Below are 15,430 nucleotides of genomic sequence, written 5' to 3'. Positions count from 1 at the left end.
TTACTCCATGCGCGCACGGAAGAGCCAGGCCGAGGCGGAGAGCGTCGCGACGGCGATCAGCGCGAGCGGCCAGAGCTGGTGGAACACCGCGCCTGCCGGCATCGCCTTGAGGAACAGCCCCTGGACGATGACGAGGAAATAGCGGGCGGGATCGAGATAGGTGATTGTCTGCAGCCAGTCGGGCATGTTGTCGATCGGGCTGGCATAGCCGGAGAGCAGGATCAGCGGGGTGGTGACGAGGAACACGCCGAGGAACGCCTGCTGCTGGGTCTGCGAGGCGGCGGAGACCAGCATGCCGAGCCCGATCAGCGCGAGCAGGTACATGCCTAGCGACAGCCAGAAGAGCAGCAGCGAGCCGGTGAAGGGCACGCCGAAGACGAGCGGCGCGACCACCAGATAGACGCTGCCGTTGATCATCCCGATGATGAAGGGCGGGACCATCTTTCCGATCAGGATCTCGTGGACCCGAAGCGGCGAGACCATCAGCTGGTCGAACGTTCCCAGCTCGCGCTCGCGCGCGACCGATTGCGAGGTGATGGCGAGCCCGGCGACCGAAGTGATGATCGCGACCAGCGAGGGAAGCGTGAACCAGATATAGTCGAGCGCGGGGTTGTACCAGTTGGTCACCACGCTGCCGCCTGCCTGCCCGCGCATCTGGGGTGGAGCCAGTTCCGCACCCATGCCGCCGGCGATGTTGGTGACGTAACCGGCGACGATCTGCGCGGCATTGGAGCGGCGACCGTCGAGCACCAGGCCGACCGTCGCGCTCTCGCCGCGCGCCAGCTGCCGGTCGAAATCCTCGTCGATCACCAGGGCGGCGATCACCTTCTGGTTGTCGATCGCGGACTTCAGCTCCTTCGGCGTCCGGAGCAGCTCGATCCGGCGGAAATTGGGGCTGCCGGCGAGGCGCTGGACCAGCTCGACCGAATGCGCGCCCGAGCTGCGATCGAGGATGCCGATATCGACGTTCTTGACGTCGAGCGTGGTGGCATAGGTGAAGATGAACAGCTGCATCAGCGGCGGCACGAACAGCACCAGCCGCGCCTGCGGATCGCGCAGGACGGCCCACATCTCCTTGACGATCATCGCCCAGAGCCGGCGCAGGCCCGCGCCTTCGAACAGCCCGCGCATCAGTCGAGACTCCGGCGAGTGACGCGGAAGGAGAGCGTGAAGAACACCATGCCGAAGACCAGCATGATGCCGATGTTCGGCAGCAGCAGCCCCCATTGGTCGCCGGCGAGGAACACGGTCTCGAGGCTGGGGATCAGATAGCGCGCCGGGACGATATAGGTGAGCGCCTGGATCGGCCAGGGCATCGAGCCGATCTCGAAGATGAAGCCCGAGAGCAGGAAGGTGGGCAGGAAGGCCGAGAGCAGCGCCACCTGGCTCGCGACGAACTGGTTCTTGGTCGCCGCCGAGATGAACAGGCCAAGGCCGAGCGCCGGCATCAGGAAGGCCGAGGAGATGGCGTAGAGCGCGAAGATCGAGCCGCGGAAGGGCACCCCGAATATCCAGATCCCGATCACCGCGCAGAGCGTCATCGAGGCCTGGGCGAGGAAGAAATAGGGGATGACCTTGGAGGCAATGAACTCGGCCATCGAGATCGGCGTGGCCATCATCGCCTCCATCGTGCCGCGCTCCCATTCGCGGGCGACGACGAGCGCGGTCAGCAAGGTGCCGACCATGGTCATGACATTGGCGATAGAGCCGGGGACGAGGAAGAATTTGCTCTTGAGTTCGGGATTGTACCAGTAGCGCGCCGAGATAGTGACCGGTGCCTCGCGCGCATTCGGGTTACGCTCCAACCCCTCGGCGGCGGCCCAGCTGGCGCGGACGCCTTCGCCGTAAGCGGCTGCGAAATTGGCGGTATTGGGCTGGGAGCCGTCGGTGACGATCTGGACCGGCGGCATGTGTCCGCGCTTGATGCCCGCGCCGAAATCCTGGGGGATGACGATCAGCGCGCGCAGCTCGCCATCGACCAGCTTGTCGCGCACCTCGGCCACGGTGCGGGCCTCGGTCACTTCGAAATAACGCGAGCTGCGATAGGCCTGGGCGAGACGCAGCGCGGGAGCGCTGCTGTCCTGGAGGACGAGGCCGACGCGGGTGCGCGTGCTGTCGAGCGAGACGGCATAGCCGAACAGGAAGAGCAGGATCATCGGCAGCACGAAGGCGATCAGGAAGGTCGAGGGATCGCGCAGGATCTGCGCGGCTTCCTTGCGGACCAGGGCGGCCAGGCGCCTGAGATCGAAGCGGAAAGTCATGCCGCCTCCCGCGCTTCACGCTTGCGGTCGAATTCCTCGATCAGGGCGATGAAGGCGTCCTCCATCGTCGGGTCCTCGGCCCTGGTGAGGCGGGCGGCCTCGGCCTTGAGCTCGTCGGGGGTGCCGGTGGCGATCTGCTCGGCACGGTAGATCAGCGTGGCGCGGTCGCAATATTCGGCTTCGTCCATGAAGTGGGTGGTGACCAGCACGGTCACGCCCTTCTCGACCAGGCCGTTGATATGCATCCAGAATTCCCGGCGGGTGACCGGATCGACGCCCGAGGTGGGCTCGTCGAGGAAGAGCACCGGGGGCTCGTGCATCACCGCGCAGGCGAGCGCGAGGCGCTGCTTGAAGCCGAGGGGCAAGGTGCCTGCGTTGACGTCGACCTTGTCGCCCAGCTCGAAGATCTCGATCATCGCCTCGATCGCGCGCTTCGCCTTGTCGCGCGGCAGGTCGTAAGCCCCTGCGAAGAAATCGAGATTCTGGCGGACCGAGAGGTCGCCATAGAGGGAGAATTTCTGGGCCATGTAGCCGAGCGACGCCCGGGCGGCAGCGGCGGACTTGCGCAGCGACTTGCCGGCGACCGCTCCGGTCCCCGAAGTTGGCGAAAGTAACCCGCAAAGCATCTTGAAGGTGGTCGACTTGCCCGCCCCGTTGGGGCCGAGGAGCCCGAATATCTGTCCCCTCGGGATGCGGAAGTTCATGTCCTTCGCCGCGGTGAACTCGCCGAACACCTTGGTGAGGCCCTTTGCCTCGATCGCGCATTCCTCGGTCTCGGGGATGGTGCGGTAGCGTTCCGCCAGCGCCGAGGTGCCCTTGGGCCCGCCACCGAGCCGCTCGATGAAGCCGTCCTCGAAGCGCGGATCGGCGGTGCCAATTTCGGTGTCCGGACCGCCCGCGAGCGCCTCGGCGTCCGGAACCGGCTTGCCGTCGGCGACCAGCAGGCGGACCGAGCGGCCCTGGATCGTGCCGTCGATCACGTCGTCGCGGTCGAGCGCATGGGTGAGGAACTGGCGGCGGCGCTCCTGGAAGCCGGTGACGCGGATCACCCGGTCCCTGACCCGGCCGGTCAGCTCCGCCGGGGGGCCGTCGAACAGCAGCTGGCCTTCGTTGAGCAGATAGACGGTGTCGCACTTCTCCGCCTCGTCGAGATAGGCGGTGGACCAGAGCACGCCGATGCCCTGCTCGGTGAGATCCCCGACCATGCTCCAGAGTTCGCGGCGGCTGATCGGATCGACGCCGACCCCGGGCTCGTCGAGCAGCAACACCCTGGGCGTCTTGACCAGCGCGCAGGCCAGGCCGAGCTTCTGCTTCATCCCGCCCGACAGCTTGCCCGCCAGCCGATCCTGGAAACGGGCGAGATCGGTGAAGTCCATCAGCCGGTCGAAGCTGGCCTGCTGCTCGCTTTTCGGGAGTCCGCGAACTTCCGCGTACAGGCGGAGGTTCTCGATGACGGAGAGGTCCTCGTAGAGGCCGAAGCGCTGGGGCATGTAGCCGAGATCGTCGAGCTTTTCCCCGGGCTTGCCGCCCAGGACTTCAACGGTCCCCGAAGTTGGCGCCATCAGGCCGGCGAGGATGCGGATGAGGGTGGTCTTGCCCGCGCCGTCCGGACCGACCAGGCCGGTGATGCGGCCGGGCTCGATCGCCATCGACACGCCGTCGAGCGCGCGGTTGGCGTCGAAGCATTTCACCAGGTCGGTGGTGGTGGCGAGGGGTTGGGTCACCTGTTCCCCCCTTGTGTTCCTGCGAAAGCAGGAACCCAGGGCCGCACGCGACGCGCCCGTGACCCTGGGCCCCTGCTTTCGCAGGGGAACGAGAAGGGGAAGCGGCTCATGCTTCCCTCAATCCTTGTGCTTCGGACGTGCGCCCGGCACCGACACGCTGACCGGCTGGCCCTGGCGCAGCGCATCGTCCGGATCGTTCACGATGATGCGCAGCTGGTAGACGAGGTCGGTGCGGAGATTCTCGGTCTCGACCGTCTTGGGCGTGAACTCGGCGCGGGGCGATATATAGCCGATATTGCCCTTGTAGCGCTTCGGGTTGCCGTCGGCGGTGACCACCACTTCCATGCCCGGGCTGATCCGCGAGAGATCGCTCTCCGCGACATAGGCGCGCACGCGCAGCGGCCGCAGGATCGCCAGGGTGAGCACCGTCTCGCCGGGCTGGACGATCGCGCCGGGCTCGCGGGCGCGGGTCACCACGGTGCCGTCGGTCGAAGCGAGCAGCCGGGCGTCGCCGAGATCGGTGGCGGCGCCCTGGCGTGCGGCGATGGCGGAGCGGACATCGGCAGCGGCCGCGTCGATGTCCTCCTTGCGGCTGCCGGCGTTCAGCAACGACAGCGCCTGCTGCGCCTGTTGCAGGTCGGCACGCGCCTTGTCGCGGCTGGCCACGGTCTGCTCCCAGATGTCGCGGCTGATCGCGCCCGGCTCGACCAGGGGCTGGCGGCGGGCATAGTCGCGATCGGCGTCCTGGGCGAGCGCCGCCGCCGAGGCGACCCGGGCGCGGGCCTGAGCGATGTCCTGCGCGCGATTGCCGTTGCGGAGCTTGGCGAGCTGCGCCTCGGCCTGGGAGACTCGCGCGTCGGCCTGGGCGATGCGGCTGTCAAGCGTCGCGGCGTCGAGCGTGGCGAGCAGCTGACCCTGCTTCACCTTGGCCCCCTCCTCCACCGCGATGCTGGCGATCCGGCCGTTCACCCGGAAGCCGAGATCGACCTCGCGGATATCGACATTGCCGTTGAGCGCGAGCGCGCCGTCGTCGCGCGCCTTGAACAGGCCGAAGCCGCTGGTGGCGAACGCGGCTATCCCCAGCGCGACGAGGATGACGAGGATCGCGATGCGGCGGCGGTTCATGCGGGATTCTCCGACAGGATGCAGAGGGCGTTGGCGCGGAGGCGGGCGCGGAGCAGCTTCTGGGTAGGCTCGTCGATCGTCTCGACCGCGAGGATGCGGATGACGGCGGCGCGGCAGACGCGCAGCACCAGGCACTGGCCGAACAGCAGGATGCCCATCGCGCGGACCTCGCTGTCGGGCAGGTCGGTGCGGATGCGGGCCGCCGCGGCGACGAAGGTGTCGACCACGCCCTGCATCACCCCGGTGTAGAGCCGGTCGAACGCCTCGGTCGGGGTCTGCTGCTCGCGGGTGATGAACAGCGCCCAGGCCTCGGTCTGCGGGCTGATCATCATCAGCGCGAACCCGTCGAGCAGGGCGAGCAACGCTTCGATCGCCTGATCGCGCGTGCCGCTCTCGGCGACCTGGCGGGCGACCTCGAGTGCGGGCCCCTGGATCTGGCGGACGCTGGCGGCGATATGATCGGCAGCGGCGAGATAGAGCCCCTGCTTGCCGCCGAAATGATAGGTGATCGACGACATGGCGGTGCCGGAAGCGCGCGCGATCTCCCGCGTGCTGGCGCCTTCGAATCCGTGGCGCCCGAACTGCTCGATCGCCGTGTCGATGAGGGTCTGGCTGGTCATCTGCACCGAATCTTGTTCGTTCGAACGAACTAATATTGGTTGCAGGGATGTGAAGCAAGGGGAACTGTTGGGGCGGGGGAAGGTTGCGTGGGCTTGCCCCTCCTCCGATCATCCTGAGTAGAGCTGAGCCTGTCGAAGCCCGTATCGAAGGAAGCCCATGGACCGTCCTTCGATACGCCATTTCGACAAGCTCAATGGCTACTCAGGATGACCGGGGCTTGGTGGGGCGGGTTAAGGGTGAGGTTGGGATCGGTTTGGAGGTGGGTCGGGATTGGCGTTGCGTGCCAGCTGCGCTACGATGCTCCCGTCCGCGTGACTGGCGATACGAGATGGAGCACCATCGGGAAGCGCGGGCGTGGACGCCGTTCGCCTGGGCACCCTTCACGCATTGGAGGACCATGATGCCCGAGCCACTGCACATCGCTTTCCTGCTGTTCCCCGACGTGACCCAGCTCGACCTGACCGGGCCGGCCCAGGTGCTGTCGCGCATGGGGAACGTCACGCTCGACCTGGTGGCGAAGACCCGCGATCCGGTGCGTACCGACGCGCTCTTCGACCTGCTGCCGACCGCGACCTTTGCCGAAGTGCGGCGGACCGACATCCTCTGCGTGCCCGGCGGGTTCGGCACGGTGGCGGCGATGGAGGATGCCGAGACGCTCGCCTGGCTGAGGCAGGTGGCGGAGGGCGCAGCCTGGGTGACCAGCGTGTGCACCGGATCGCTGCTGCTCGGCGCCGCGGGGCTTCTGCAAGGCTATCGGGCGGCCTGCCATTGGGGATCGCGCGAGCAGCTTTCCTGGTTCGGTGCCGAGCCGGTGGCCGAGCGGGTGGTGTTCGACCGCAACCGCGCGACCGGCGGCGGGGTGACCGCGGGGATCGACTTCGCGCTGGCGCTGACCGCGGCGATCCGGGGCGAGGATCATGCGCGGTTCGTCCAGCTGAGCCTGGAGTACGATCCCGCGCCACCGTTCGATTCCGGCTCTCCGGAGCGGGCGGACGCGGAGACCGTGGCACGCTACCGGGCGATGGTGGAGAAGTTCGCGCCCGGGCGGGCGGCGAAGGTGAAGGGGATTGCCGAGGGGTTGGGGTTCTAGTTCCTCCCTCGCGAAGCGGGGAGGGGGACCATTCGCGTAGCGAATGGTGGAGGGGGCTTAGCCGCAAGCGATATAGCGAGTGGAGAGCGTGTTTCCCCTCCACCACCGCCTTCGGCGGCGGTCCCCCTCCCCCGGAGCTGCGCTCCGAGGGAGGAATTTCTAGCCCAGCGCTTTTACCGCGCCCTTCAGATCCTCGACGAAGGCGGCGAACTCGTCCTCCGCCTTCGACTTGTCCGGCATGCGCAACAGGAAGCTGGGGTGGATCGTCACCCAGCCGAGGCCGCCTTCGGGCAGCTCGATCGCCCTGCCCCGCATTGCCGTGATCGTCACCGCCTTGCCGAGCAGTTGCCGCGCGGCGGTGGCGCCGAGCGCGACGGTCATATCGGGCTTCACCAGCAGCCGCTCCTGCTCGTACCACCAGCGGCAGGCCTGGACCTCGCCGGCATCGGGCTTCGAATGGATGCGCCGCTTGCCGCGGGGCTCGAACTTGAAGTGCTTGACCGCATTGGTGACGTAGACCGTGTCGCGCTCGATCCCCGCCTGCGCCATGGCGCGGTCGAACATCTCGCCGGCCGGGCCGACGAACGGACGGCCGGCCAGGTCCTCCTGGTCACCGGGCTGCTCGCCCATGATCATCATCCGGGCATCGACCGGGCCTTCGCCGAACACGGTCTGGGTGGCGTGCCTGTAGAGGTCGCAGCGGGTGCAGTGCGCCGCCTCGTCGCGCAGCGCCTGCCACGCGCCTTCGATATTGCCGCCAGGCCTTGGCTGTGTCGCCACCATCGCCGTCTCCCGCTGGCGCGCGGTTGCGACCAGCTCCCGGACCAACGCGGTTTCGGGCATGTTTTTCCAATATCTGCGCGGCATCTCCTTCAGCATCATGCCGGTCTTGAGGCGGGCCGGGTTGAAGATCGAGGCGTAATAGGTCTTCCAGATATCCTCGACCGGATCGTCGCCCGGGGCATCGGCTTTGGTTGCGCCGGGGCCTTCGGACAGCGTCTCGGTGTCCCAGTGGAGCGACAGCTCGGGGGTGAGGATCGACCAGCGCATCGAGGTGAAGCGCTCGACGAAGAAGCGGGCATTGGCGCGGACGATGTGATGCTCGGGCTCGAACCAGGCGACATAGCGGGTGTTGGGTTCGCCGGTGCCGGGGAAAGGCAGCGCGTCCCGGACTTCGCGGAAGCGGACAAAGGCGCGCATCTTGTGGATGTCCTGGCGGACCTGGCGGGCCATGGCCTCCAGCCGGCGGACCAGCGGATCGGCCTGGTCGGCGACGCGGCGCGGATCGCCGGCGAGCAGCGTGTAGAGCAGGGCGAAGCGCTCGGGATCGCGGTGGAGGATCGCCGACTGTGCGAGGTCGAGGAAGGCACGGGGGACTTTCAGCGGGCGCGGCGCGGCCGGGGGGAGCACGGCTTCGTCGGCGAACAGGTCGGTGGGCGCATCGCTGACCTGCCAGAGGATTTCGGACGCCGGCACGCCCGCCTGGACGAGCCCGCGCGCGGCATCGCGCCAGCCGGTGAAATCGTCTTCGCTTGCCAGACTTGCGACGCGCACACCAACTCCCAACCGTCATCCCGGCGAAAGCCCGGATCTCAGGCGGCAAGCGAATGGCCCGCGGCACGAGATCCCGGCTTTCGCCGGGATGACGGCTATTAACGCTTCACCGGCGTTTTCGGCATCGATTCGATCCACTCCCGGACCAGCGCGACGCCTTCCTTGTGGACGGTGGCGCGGCCGAGCTCGGGCATGGCGATGCCGGGGTCGGTCGATTCCATCCGGTAGAGCAGGATCGAGGCCTGCGGATCGCCGGGGACGATGTCGAAGTCGCGCGTACCGGCGCCGCGGCCGGCGGCGGTGGGGCGCTTAAACAGGCCACGCTGCTCGGGATCGGTACGGGCGAGGTCGAGGAACAGGCCCGAGTTGGACGCGGCGCCCTGTGGATTGTGGCAATGGGCGCAGTTGATCTCGAGCCAGGCGCGGGCACGCTGGTCCAGGGGAGCCGTCCTGTCGTCCCAGCGGGCGACGCGCGGTGCGTCCGGCGGGAGCCGGTCGAGCATGCCGGCCGCGAGCAGCTTTTCGAGCTGGCCGCCATGGTTGAGGTAACGCGCCTTGATGCCGATCGGCGTGACCTGGCCGGCCAGGCCGTGGCAATCCTTGCACTGGTTCTGGTTGGGCACCGCATAGGAGATGCTGTGCGCCTCGCCCGAGGGATCGGTGAAGCTTACGGGCAAGCGGGTGCCGGCGCGCTTGAGGTCGGCATCGGTACCGTCGGCGTTCCAGACATAGGGGATCGGCACCCAGCCGCCGGCACGGTGGAGCAGGACGCGGGTCTCCAGGGGCTTGAAGACGCCGTTCACAGGGTAGCCGAAGGTCTTGACCAGCGCGGCGCCGACCGGGAGATCGAGCGGCTTCTGGGGGTCGTATTTCGCCCGGGTGCCCGCCGGCAGATAGATATAGCGCTCCTTCGCCGCATAGTCGGAGAAGAGCGGTGTCTCGAGATCGTATGGCATCAGCCGCTGGGCGGGCGTGCGGGCCTTGAGATCGGTGAAGAAGCCATAGTCGGAGAGGTGCGCGGGCCAGCCCTCGGCGGTGATCGCCGCGTCGTTCACGCCCGCCGGCCGGCCGAGCAGCGCGGCGGCGAACAGGGCGGCCGCGCCGAGCAGTGCCTTCATTTGGCGGCGGCCTCCATCGCTGCCGGCAGCTTGAAGGTCTGCCAGGGCGGCGGGATCTCGTCCGCGAGCTTGATCAGCTGGGGCTTGGCGGTCTCGATCCCGGCGCCGAGGGCGAGGCCGAGGGTCAGGACCGGGCCGTCATCGCCGGTGAGCCTGACCTGGTCGCCGCCGGTGCCGTCCCAGAAGACCGGCGGCAGCGTGCCGCCCAGCGCCGCGGCCAGCTCCTTGCCGCCGGGCATGGCGGGGGCGAAGCCGGCGCGGCCATGCTTGTTGCCGGCGAGACGGATGTTGCGCGGATAGGGATCATAGCCCTTGTCCTCGAAGGGCTGGCGATAGGCGACGACCATGATGTTGGCGGTGCCGTTGCCGCTCAGCTCGTTGTCCCGGACATCGACGTCGTTCTCGGCCATGACCAGCACGCCGGTGCCGGTTGGCACGGTCGCGACCGTGTTGCCCGGGGGCGCGAAATTGGGGGTGTCGTTGTCGAGCACCCGGTTGCCCGAGACCGTGACCCAACCCTTGCCGCGGCGGGGCAGCGCCGGCAGGTCGAACACCAGGATGCCGCCGGTATTGTGGGTGGTGAGGTTGTTGGTCACTTCGGCCAGGCCGCTATTCTCGATCTCGATGCCGGCGACATTGTACATCGCGGTCGAGTTGCGGACGATGATCCGGTTGGACTGGCCGACATAGATGCCGGCGTCCGACGCGCCCTTCACGGTGACGCCGTCGATCAGCACGTCCTCGCTCTCGACCGGATAGACGCCGTACGCGCCGTTGCTCGCCTTGGGGCCGCCGGTCCATTCGACGCGGACGTTCTTGTAGACGATACGGTCTGCGCCCTTGGACTTGATGCCGTCGCCCTTGCTGTCCTCCACCGCGAAGTCGCGCAGCACCACGTCGTCCGAAGTGACCAGCAGCCCCTCGCCCGCGCCGAGCTGGCCCTTGAAGCTGAGCACCGTCCTGAGCGAACCGGCGCCGCGCACCGTCACGCCGTTCACGTCGAGGCTGAGCCCGTCGGTCAGCTCGAAGCGGCCGGCGCCGATGCGGACCGTGTCACCGGGCTTGGCGTCGAGCAGCGCGGACTGGAGCCGCTCCTGGGCATTGGGGCCGGCCTCGACGGTGATGTCCTTCGCCACCGCCGGAGTCGCGGCGAGCAGCACGGCAAGCGCACAGAATCGAAGCATCCCTCTCTCCCTATTTGCGTATTTTTGAAGGATGATACGCCGCTCGGGAGAAATTGACAGTCCTGTCAGTTAGGCCGGCTCGGGATGGTGGCAGACGAACTCGATCAGCCGGCCATCGGGGTCGCGGAGATAGCCGGCATAATAGTTCGGGTGGATGTGCGGGGCGAGCGCGGGCGCGCGGTCGAGGACATGGCCGGCGTCCCGGCCGGCGGCGTAGATCCGGTCGACCGTGGCGCGATCGGGCGCGGCGAAGGCGAAATGGAGGTCCGACGGCGTATCGGCCTCGATCAGGAACAGGTCGAGCGCGGTCGCGTTGCCGAAGCCCTTGGCGGGGCCGTCGATCTTCTGGCTGTAGCCGAGCGGCGCCAGGGCATCGGCGTAGAAGGCCAGGCTCTCGGCGAGGCGGGCGGTGCGGATCTCGATATGGTCGATCATGTAAAGCTCCTTCGCCGCAGGAGATAAGGCCCGGCGACGCCGCATTCCGGCGAAGGCACCGAAGGAATCGCCGGATTTCGGCAGATTTGCCCGCTAGGATGACGGCGATGGCCAAATCCGATCTCGACCGCTTCGACCGCAAGCTCCTCACCCTCGTCCAGCGCGACGCCGGCCAGACCGCCGACGCGCTTGCCGAGCAGGTGGGGCTGTCCGCCTCCGCGGTGCTGCGCCGCCTGAAGCGGCTGCGCGAGACCGGGGTGATCCTCAGCGAGATCGCCGTGGTCGACCCGCTCAAGACGGGGAAGCCCAACTTCTTCCTGGCCGCGCTGGAGATCGAGCGCGAGCGGCCCGAGCTGATCGCCCGGCTGCGCCAGTGGATGGCGGCGGAGGAACAGATCCAGCAGGTCTATTACGTCACCGGCACCGCCGACTTCATGCTGGTGATCGTCGCGCCCGATGTCGGCGCCTATGACGCGCTGATGAGCCGGCTGATGGCGGACAATCCCAATGTGCGCCGCTTCACCACCAATGTCGTGCTGGGCGTTGGCAAGCGCGGGCTGTTCGTGCCGATCGCCGACTGAAGGCTATTCGGATTCCGGCCGACCGCGAGTGGATATCGATTCAATCGCCTCGACGATCTCCGCCACGGAAAGGGTGAAGACGCCGCCCTCATTCTCTCGCCAGATCGCGATGCCTTCGGAAGGATCGGGGAAAGCCGGCCTGCGCGAAGACAGCCGCGTGACGCTCGCGTCGAGCGTCTGCTTCGACACGGGCGAATGCATGATTTCACCCCCCGGCAGGGCGAGGCCGATCAGGCTGATATGGTAGATCGGATCGCCGCGCGGATCGGCTTCGATCGCCTGAATCCTGAGCAGCGAATCGGGTTCGGTCGGGCGCGTGCGATATTCCCAGACCTGGCCGGCGGCATAAGCGGGGCGATCGGTGGATTGGCCCGAGACACCAAACAAAGCGAGCAGGGCGGCGAGCAGCTTCATGCCCGCGAAGCTAGCAGCACGATCAGGCCGCGAACAGTTCGAGCTGCTCGCGCTTCGGGGCGACCAGCGACCGCAGATCGGCGCGGTCGGACAGGGCGACGGGGCGCCAGTCCTCGGCGACCAGGAAGGGACGGACCTTGGCGATCGACGCGGTCAGCCGGGCGACGTCCTCGAGCCGCAGCCGGCGCCAGCGGCGGGCGGCGAGGATCGCGTCCACGGCCTTGAGCCCGAGCCCCGGCACACGCAGCAGCGCCTCGCGCGGGGCGCGGTTGACGTCGACCGGGAAGCGCTCGCGGAACTTGAGCGCCCAGGCGAGCTTCGGATCGATGTCGAGCGGGAGCATGCCGGTCGGATCCGCCGCCTCGGCGACTTCGCCGGGCCGATATTCGTAGAAGCGCATCAGCCAGTCCGACTGGTAGAGCCGGTGCTCGCGCATCAGCGGCGGGCGCTGGAGCGGCAGCACCGCGCTGGCATCGGGGATCGGGCTGAACGCCGAATAATAGACGCGGCGCAGCTGGAACCGGTCATAGAGGCCGGCGGCACGGGTGATGATGTCGCCATCGGTGGCGGCATCGGCACCGACGATCATCTGGGTCGACTGGCCGGCGGGAGCGAACTTCGGCGCGGACCTGTAGCGCTTGCCGGCATCCGCCGTGTCGTCGATCGCCGTGCGGACATCGCGCATCGCGCCTTCGATCCGGCCCGCCGATTTCTCGGGGGCGAGACGGGTGAGGCCGGCAACGGTGGGCAGCTCGACATTGATCGAGACGCGGTCGGCATAGAGGCCGGCCTGGTGGACCAGCTCCGGATCGGCATCGGGGATGGTCTTGAGATGGATATAGCCGCGGAAATCATGTTCCTCGCGCAGCAGCCGGGCGACGCGGACGATCTGCTCCATCGTATAGTCGGACGAGCGGATGATCCCCGAGGAGAGGAACAGCCCCTCGATATAGTTGCGCCGGTAGAAGCTCAGCGTGAGATCGACGACTTCCTCGGGGGTGAAGCGGGCGCGGCGGACGTTCGAGCTCTTGCGGTTGATGCAGTAATGGCAGTCGAACACGCAGCTGTTGGTCAGCAGGATCTTGAGCAGCGAGATGCAGCGGCCATCGGGCGCATAGGCGTGGCAGATGCCCATGCCCTCGGTCGAGCCCAGGCCCCCCTTCGCTCCGCTCGCCGCATTGCGCTTCGTTGTGCCCGAGGACGCGCAGCTGGCGTCATATTTGGCGGCATCGGCAAGGATGGCGAGCTTCGCGCGGAGATCGAGCTGCGACATATGTTCCTTCTATGTTCCTGATATTGCGGTGTCCAGTGGGTTGTGGGAAGGGCAACGCTCAGGATCATTATTCCTCCCCGAGCTCGCTCGGGGAGGGGGACCATTCGCGCAGCGAATGGTGGAGGGGCCGACGCGAACCGCGTCGGTACCGGCAGGCCCCTCCACCACCGCCTTCGGCGGCGGTCTCCCTCCCCCAGACAAGCTGGGGGAGGAATTTTTGGAGTGTGCGATGCGATTGCGGGTGGACCGGCACTTCAGGATCCTGCTGATCGCGCTGGCGGTCACCTGCCTGCTCGGCTTCACCTTCAAGCAGCATTGCATGCCCGGCGGCTGGACCGATTCGGAGCAGTATCTCACCGGCTGCTACAGCGACGCGGTGCCCTTCTGGTCGGCGCGCGAGGTCGACAAGGGCAAGGTGCCCTATCTCCAGACCCCGATCGAATATCCGGTGCTGACCGGCGCGGCGATCTGGGTGGAGGGCGTGGCCACGCACCTGATCTTCGGCAAGCGGGCAAACGACGCCAAGTTCCTGGGCGTGGTGACGGCGGTGAACATCGCCCTCGCCTTCCTGGTGCTGTGGATGCTGTGGCGCGCCGGGATGGACCGCAGGCGGCTGTGGTGGTGGGCCGCCGCGCCGCCGCTGATCCTCTATGTCGGGCATAACTGGGACATGATCGCAGTGACGCTGGCGGTATGGGCGATGCTGCTCGCCCGCGAGAACCGGCTGATCGGCGCCGCCGGCGCGGCCGGGCTCGGCGTGGCGGCCAAGCTGTTCCCGGTGGTGATGCTGCCGCTGCTGGTCTTCTCCGCCTTCTTCGAGAGCGGGCGGAGCTGGTGTCAGCGGATCCTGCGGACCGGCTGGGTGAAGCTGGCGGCGATCGGCGCCTGGCTGGCGGTGAACCTGCCGGTGATCCTGCTCGCGCCGAAGAACTGGAGCGAATTCTACCTCTTCTCGCAGTCGCGCAGCGGCACCGCGGCGGGAAGCTGGGACGTGCTGGGCGCGCTGGGCATTTTGCCGCTCGGCACCGAGGCGAAGAATCTCTGCGCCGCGCTTGCCTTCGTGATCGGCGGGGCGGCAATCATCGCGCTGGGCTGGAAGCGCCACCATGCGCGGCTGTGGCTGCTGTCCACGCCGCTACTCGCCTGGTTCATGCTGACCAACAAGGTCTATTCGCCGCAGTTCGACCTGTGGCTGTGGCCGCTGCTGGTGATGACCGCGCCGCGGCTCTGGCCGGTGGCGCTGTTCGCGGGGACGAGCGTCGTCGCCTATTTCGCCGAATTCTGGTTCTTCGCCGGGGCGGACGGAGCCTGGCCGGCGGCGAGCACGATCGACATCGCCTGTGCGGCAACCGCCCGGGCGATGGTGATGCTGTGGATCATCGCGGATTGCTTGCGGCGCGAGCCGCCCGAATGGGTGGGGCGGTGGCGGGCTTCGCGCTGACCATTTCTAGCTCCCCTCCCTGAAAGGGAGGGGCTGGGGTGGGTTGCGCCTCCGGTTTTCCGGAGGCGCCCAGCGAGACGCAAGTGATAAAGAAAAGGCCGGGCATCGAGCCCGGCCTTTTCTAACCCACCCCTAACCCCTCCCTTGCAGGGAGGGGAATGAATTCAGGCCCCTCAAGGAAGCGGCAGGTTCTGCTCGGCCTTGCGGCGGGCGCGGGTCTCGGCGCGGGCGGCGGTGGCCTGGCGGACGAAGCAGCCGGTGCCGCCGCCGACGCCGACCGTCGTGCAGCTGCCGGTGCCGAAATCGCCCGAGGTGAGCGAATCCTGCGAGCGCACCGCCCAGCTCTCGGTCTTTTGCGGCGGGCCGCCCTGCTCGCGCAGATTGGTCGGGATCCGGTAGCGCTCGGCCTCGTCGAGGCGCTTGCAGACCACGATCTCCTCGCCGTTCGAGTTGGTCGGGCACTTGTCCTTGCCATAGATGACCAGCACGCCGTTCTGCGGCGCGTTCTGGGCCTGCGCCGCGACGGGCATCAGCATCGGAATGGCGGCGAGCGCGCCTGCGATCACGATCTGCTTCAACATCGGCCTTACTCCTCTGGCGCCGTGCATC

15 protein-coding genes and 1 riboswitch are annotated in these 15,430 nt (G+C 67.8%); of the genes, 3 read left to right on the top strand and 12 right to left on the bottom strand.

Going from position 1 to position 15,430, the window contains the following annotated elements:
* The 5 genes from ACEN8G_RS20715 to ACEN8G_RS20695 form a co-directional block, all read right to left on the bottom strand.
* Positions 1-1,131, bottom strand: coding sequence for an ABC transporter permease (locus ACEN8G_RS20715; protein ID WP_413416211.1), 1,131 nt, complete (start codon positions 1,129-1,131; stop codon positions 1-3).
* Positions 1,131-2,261 carry an ABC transporter permease gene (locus ACEN8G_RS20710; protein WP_413416212.1) on the bottom strand — a complete coding sequence of 377 codons (1,131 nt, stop codon included), beginning with the start codon at positions 2,259-2,261 and terminating at the stop codon, positions 1,131-1,133. Before ACEN8G_RS20710 ends, ACEN8G_RS20715 begins: the two co-directional genes overlap by 1 nt.
* The gene (locus tag ACEN8G_RS20705; protein WP_413416213.1) at positions 2,258-3,985 is read right to left on the bottom strand and encodes an ATP-binding cassette domain-containing protein; all 1,728 of its coding nucleotides are present in this window, start codon (positions 3,983-3,985) and stop codon (positions 2,258-2,260) included. Before ACEN8G_RS20705 ends, ACEN8G_RS20710 begins: the two co-directional genes overlap by 4 nt.
* Before the next feature lie 117 nt (positions 3,986-4,102).
* Positions 4,103-5,110: an HlyD family efflux transporter periplasmic adaptor subunit gene (locus ACEN8G_RS20700; protein ID WP_413416214.1), complete on the bottom strand. Its 1,008-nt coding sequence runs from the start codon at positions 5,108-5,110 to the stop codon at positions 4,103-4,105.
* The gene (locus tag ACEN8G_RS20695) at positions 5,107-5,730 is read right to left on the bottom strand and encodes a CerR family C-terminal domain-containing protein (protein ID WP_413416215.1); all 624 of its coding nucleotides are present in this window, start codon (positions 5,728-5,730) and stop codon (positions 5,107-5,109) included. The genes ACEN8G_RS20700 and ACEN8G_RS20695 overlap by 4 nt, the downstream gene beginning before the upstream one ends.
* 302 nt (positions 5,731-6,032) lie before the next feature.
* A riboswitch (ZMP/ZTP riboswitch) is annotated at positions 6,033-6,113 on the top strand.
* An 18-nt stretch (positions 6,114-6,131) separates the two neighbouring features.
* On the opposite strand from ACEN8G_RS20695, the gene ACEN8G_RS20690 reads away from it, so the two are divergent.
* Positions 6,132-6,821, top strand: a complete 690-nt coding sequence (locus ACEN8G_RS20690) for a DJ-1/PfpI family protein (protein WP_413416216.1) — start codon at positions 6,132-6,134, stop codon at positions 6,819-6,821.
* A 159-nt stretch (positions 6,822-6,980) separates the two neighbouring features.
* On the opposite strand, the gene ACEN8G_RS20685 is transcribed toward ACEN8G_RS20690, so the two are convergent.
* From ACEN8G_RS20685 to ACEN8G_RS20670, 4 genes are all read right to left on the bottom strand, one after another.
* Entirely contained in the window at positions 6,981-8,375 is a 1,395-nt protein-coding gene (locus tag ACEN8G_RS20685) for a UdgX family uracil-DNA binding protein (RefSeq protein ID WP_413418599.1), read from the bottom strand.
* Between the two features lie 98 nt (positions 8,376-8,473).
* A complete protein-coding gene (locus ACEN8G_RS20680; RefSeq protein ID WP_413418601.1) occupies positions 8,474-9,493 on the bottom strand; it encodes an SO2930 family diheme c-type cytochrome in 1,020 nt (339 codons plus the stop codon).
* A complete protein-coding gene (locus ACEN8G_RS20675) occupies positions 9,490-10,677 on the bottom strand; it encodes a parallel beta-helix domain-containing protein (RefSeq protein ID WP_413418603.1) in 1,188 nt (395 codons plus the stop codon). Before ACEN8G_RS20675 ends, ACEN8G_RS20680 begins: the two co-directional genes overlap by 4 nt.
* 69 nt (positions 10,678-10,746) lie before the next feature.
* Positions 10,747-11,112, bottom strand: a complete 366-nt coding sequence (locus tag ACEN8G_RS20670; protein WP_413418605.1) for a VOC family protein — start codon at positions 11,110-11,112, stop codon at positions 10,747-10,749.
* Between the two features lie 107 nt (positions 11,113-11,219).
* Between ACEN8G_RS20670 and ACEN8G_RS20665 the strand changes: the two genes are divergently transcribed.
* Entirely contained in the window at positions 11,220-11,693 is a 474-nt protein-coding gene (locus ACEN8G_RS20665; RefSeq protein WP_413418607.1) for an Lrp/AsnC family transcriptional regulator, read from the top strand.
* A 3-nt stretch (positions 11,694-11,696) separates the two neighbouring features.
* On the opposite strand, the gene ACEN8G_RS20660 is transcribed toward ACEN8G_RS20665, so the two are convergent.
* Positions 11,697-12,107 (bottom strand): hypothetical protein, encoded by a 411-nt coding sequence (locus tag ACEN8G_RS20660; RefSeq protein WP_413418609.1) that lies wholly within the window; start codon positions 12,105-12,107, stop codon positions 11,697-11,699.
* Positions 12,108-12,129: 22 nt separating this feature from the next.
* Positions 12,130-13,380 carry a putative DNA modification/repair radical SAM protein gene (locus ACEN8G_RS20655; RefSeq protein WP_413418611.1) on the bottom strand — a complete coding sequence of 417 codons (1,251 nt, stop codon included), beginning with the start codon at positions 13,378-13,380 and terminating at the stop codon, positions 12,130-12,132.
* Between the two features lie 229 nt (positions 13,381-13,609).
* Here ACEN8G_RS20655 and ACEN8G_RS20650 point away from each other — a divergent pair, with 229 nt between their 5' ends.
* Positions 13,610-14,821: a hypothetical protein gene (locus ACEN8G_RS20650; RefSeq protein WP_413740680.1), complete on the top strand. Its 1,212-nt coding sequence runs from the start codon at positions 13,610-13,612 to the stop codon at positions 14,819-14,821.
* A gap of 173 nt (positions 14,822-14,994) precedes the next feature.
* Here ACEN8G_RS20650 and ACEN8G_RS20645 read toward each other — a convergent pair whose 3' ends face one another.
* Positions 14,995-15,402, bottom strand: a complete 408-nt coding sequence (locus ACEN8G_RS20645; protein WP_307116946.1) for a hypothetical protein — start codon at positions 15,400-15,402, stop codon at positions 14,995-14,997.
* Positions 15,403-15,430 lie beyond the last annotated feature (28 nt).

The sequence above is a fragment of the Sphingomonas sp. Sphisp66 genome, assembly GCF_047324325.1.
Lineage (GTDB): Bacteria > Pseudomonadota > Alphaproteobacteria > Sphingomonadales > Sphingomonadaceae > Sphingomonas.
This window is presented reverse-complemented; position numbering and strand designations above follow the sequence as displayed.

What these genes read in the sequence shown, in the direction of transcription:
- ACEN8G_RS20715 (WP_413416211.1), bottom strand. Translation starts at nt 1,131, where the DNA reads ATGCGCGGGCTGTTCGAAGGCGCGGGCCTGCGCCGGCTCTGGGCGATG.
- ACEN8G_RS20710 (WP_413416212.1), bottom strand. Translation starts at nt 2,261, where the DNA reads ATGACTTTCCGCTTCGATCTCAGGCGCCTGGCCGCCCTGGTCCGCAAG.
- ACEN8G_RS20700 (WP_413416214.1), bottom strand. Translation starts at nt 5,110, where the DNA reads ATGAACCGCCGCCGCATCGCGATCCTCGTCATCCTCGTCGCGCTGGGG.
- ACEN8G_RS20695 (WP_413416215.1), bottom strand. Translation starts at nt 5,730, where the DNA reads ATGACCAGCCAGACCCTCATCGACACGGCGATCGAGCAGTTCGGGCGC.
- ACEN8G_RS20690 (WP_413416216.1), top strand. Translation starts at nt 6,132, where the DNA reads ATGCCCGAGCCACTGCACATCGCTTTCCTGCTGTTCCCCGACGTGACC.
- ACEN8G_RS20680 (WP_413418601.1), bottom strand. Translation starts at nt 9,493, where the DNA reads ATGAAGGCACTGCTCGGCGCGGCCGCCCTGTTCGCCGCCGCGCTGCTC.
- ACEN8G_RS20675 (WP_413418603.1), bottom strand. Translation starts at nt 10,677, where the DNA reads ATGCTTCGATTCTGTGCGCTTGCCGTGCTGCTCGCCGCGACTCCGGCG.
- ACEN8G_RS20670 (WP_413418605.1), bottom strand. Translation starts at nt 11,112, where the DNA reads ATGATCGACCATATCGAGATCCGCACCGCCCGCCTCGCCGAGAGCCTG.
- ACEN8G_RS20665 (WP_413418607.1), top strand. Translation starts at nt 11,220, where the DNA reads ATGGCCAAATCCGATCTCGACCGCTTCGACCGCAAGCTCCTCACCCTC.
- ACEN8G_RS20660 (WP_413418609.1), bottom strand. Translation starts at nt 12,107, where the DNA reads ATGAAGCTGCTCGCCGCCCTGCTCGCTTTGTTTGGTGTCTCGGGCCAA.
- ACEN8G_RS20655 (WP_413418611.1), bottom strand. Translation starts at nt 13,380, where the DNA reads ATGTCGCAGCTCGATCTCCGCGCGAAGCTCGCCATCCTTGCCGATGCC.
- ACEN8G_RS20650 (WP_413740680.1), top strand. Translation starts at nt 13,610, where the DNA reads ATGCGATTGCGGGTGGACCGGCACTTCAGGATCCTGCTGATCGCGCTG.
- ACEN8G_RS20645 (WP_307116946.1), bottom strand. Translation starts at nt 15,402, where the DNA reads ATGTTGAAGCAGATCGTGATCGCAGGCGCGCTCGCCGCCATTCCGATG.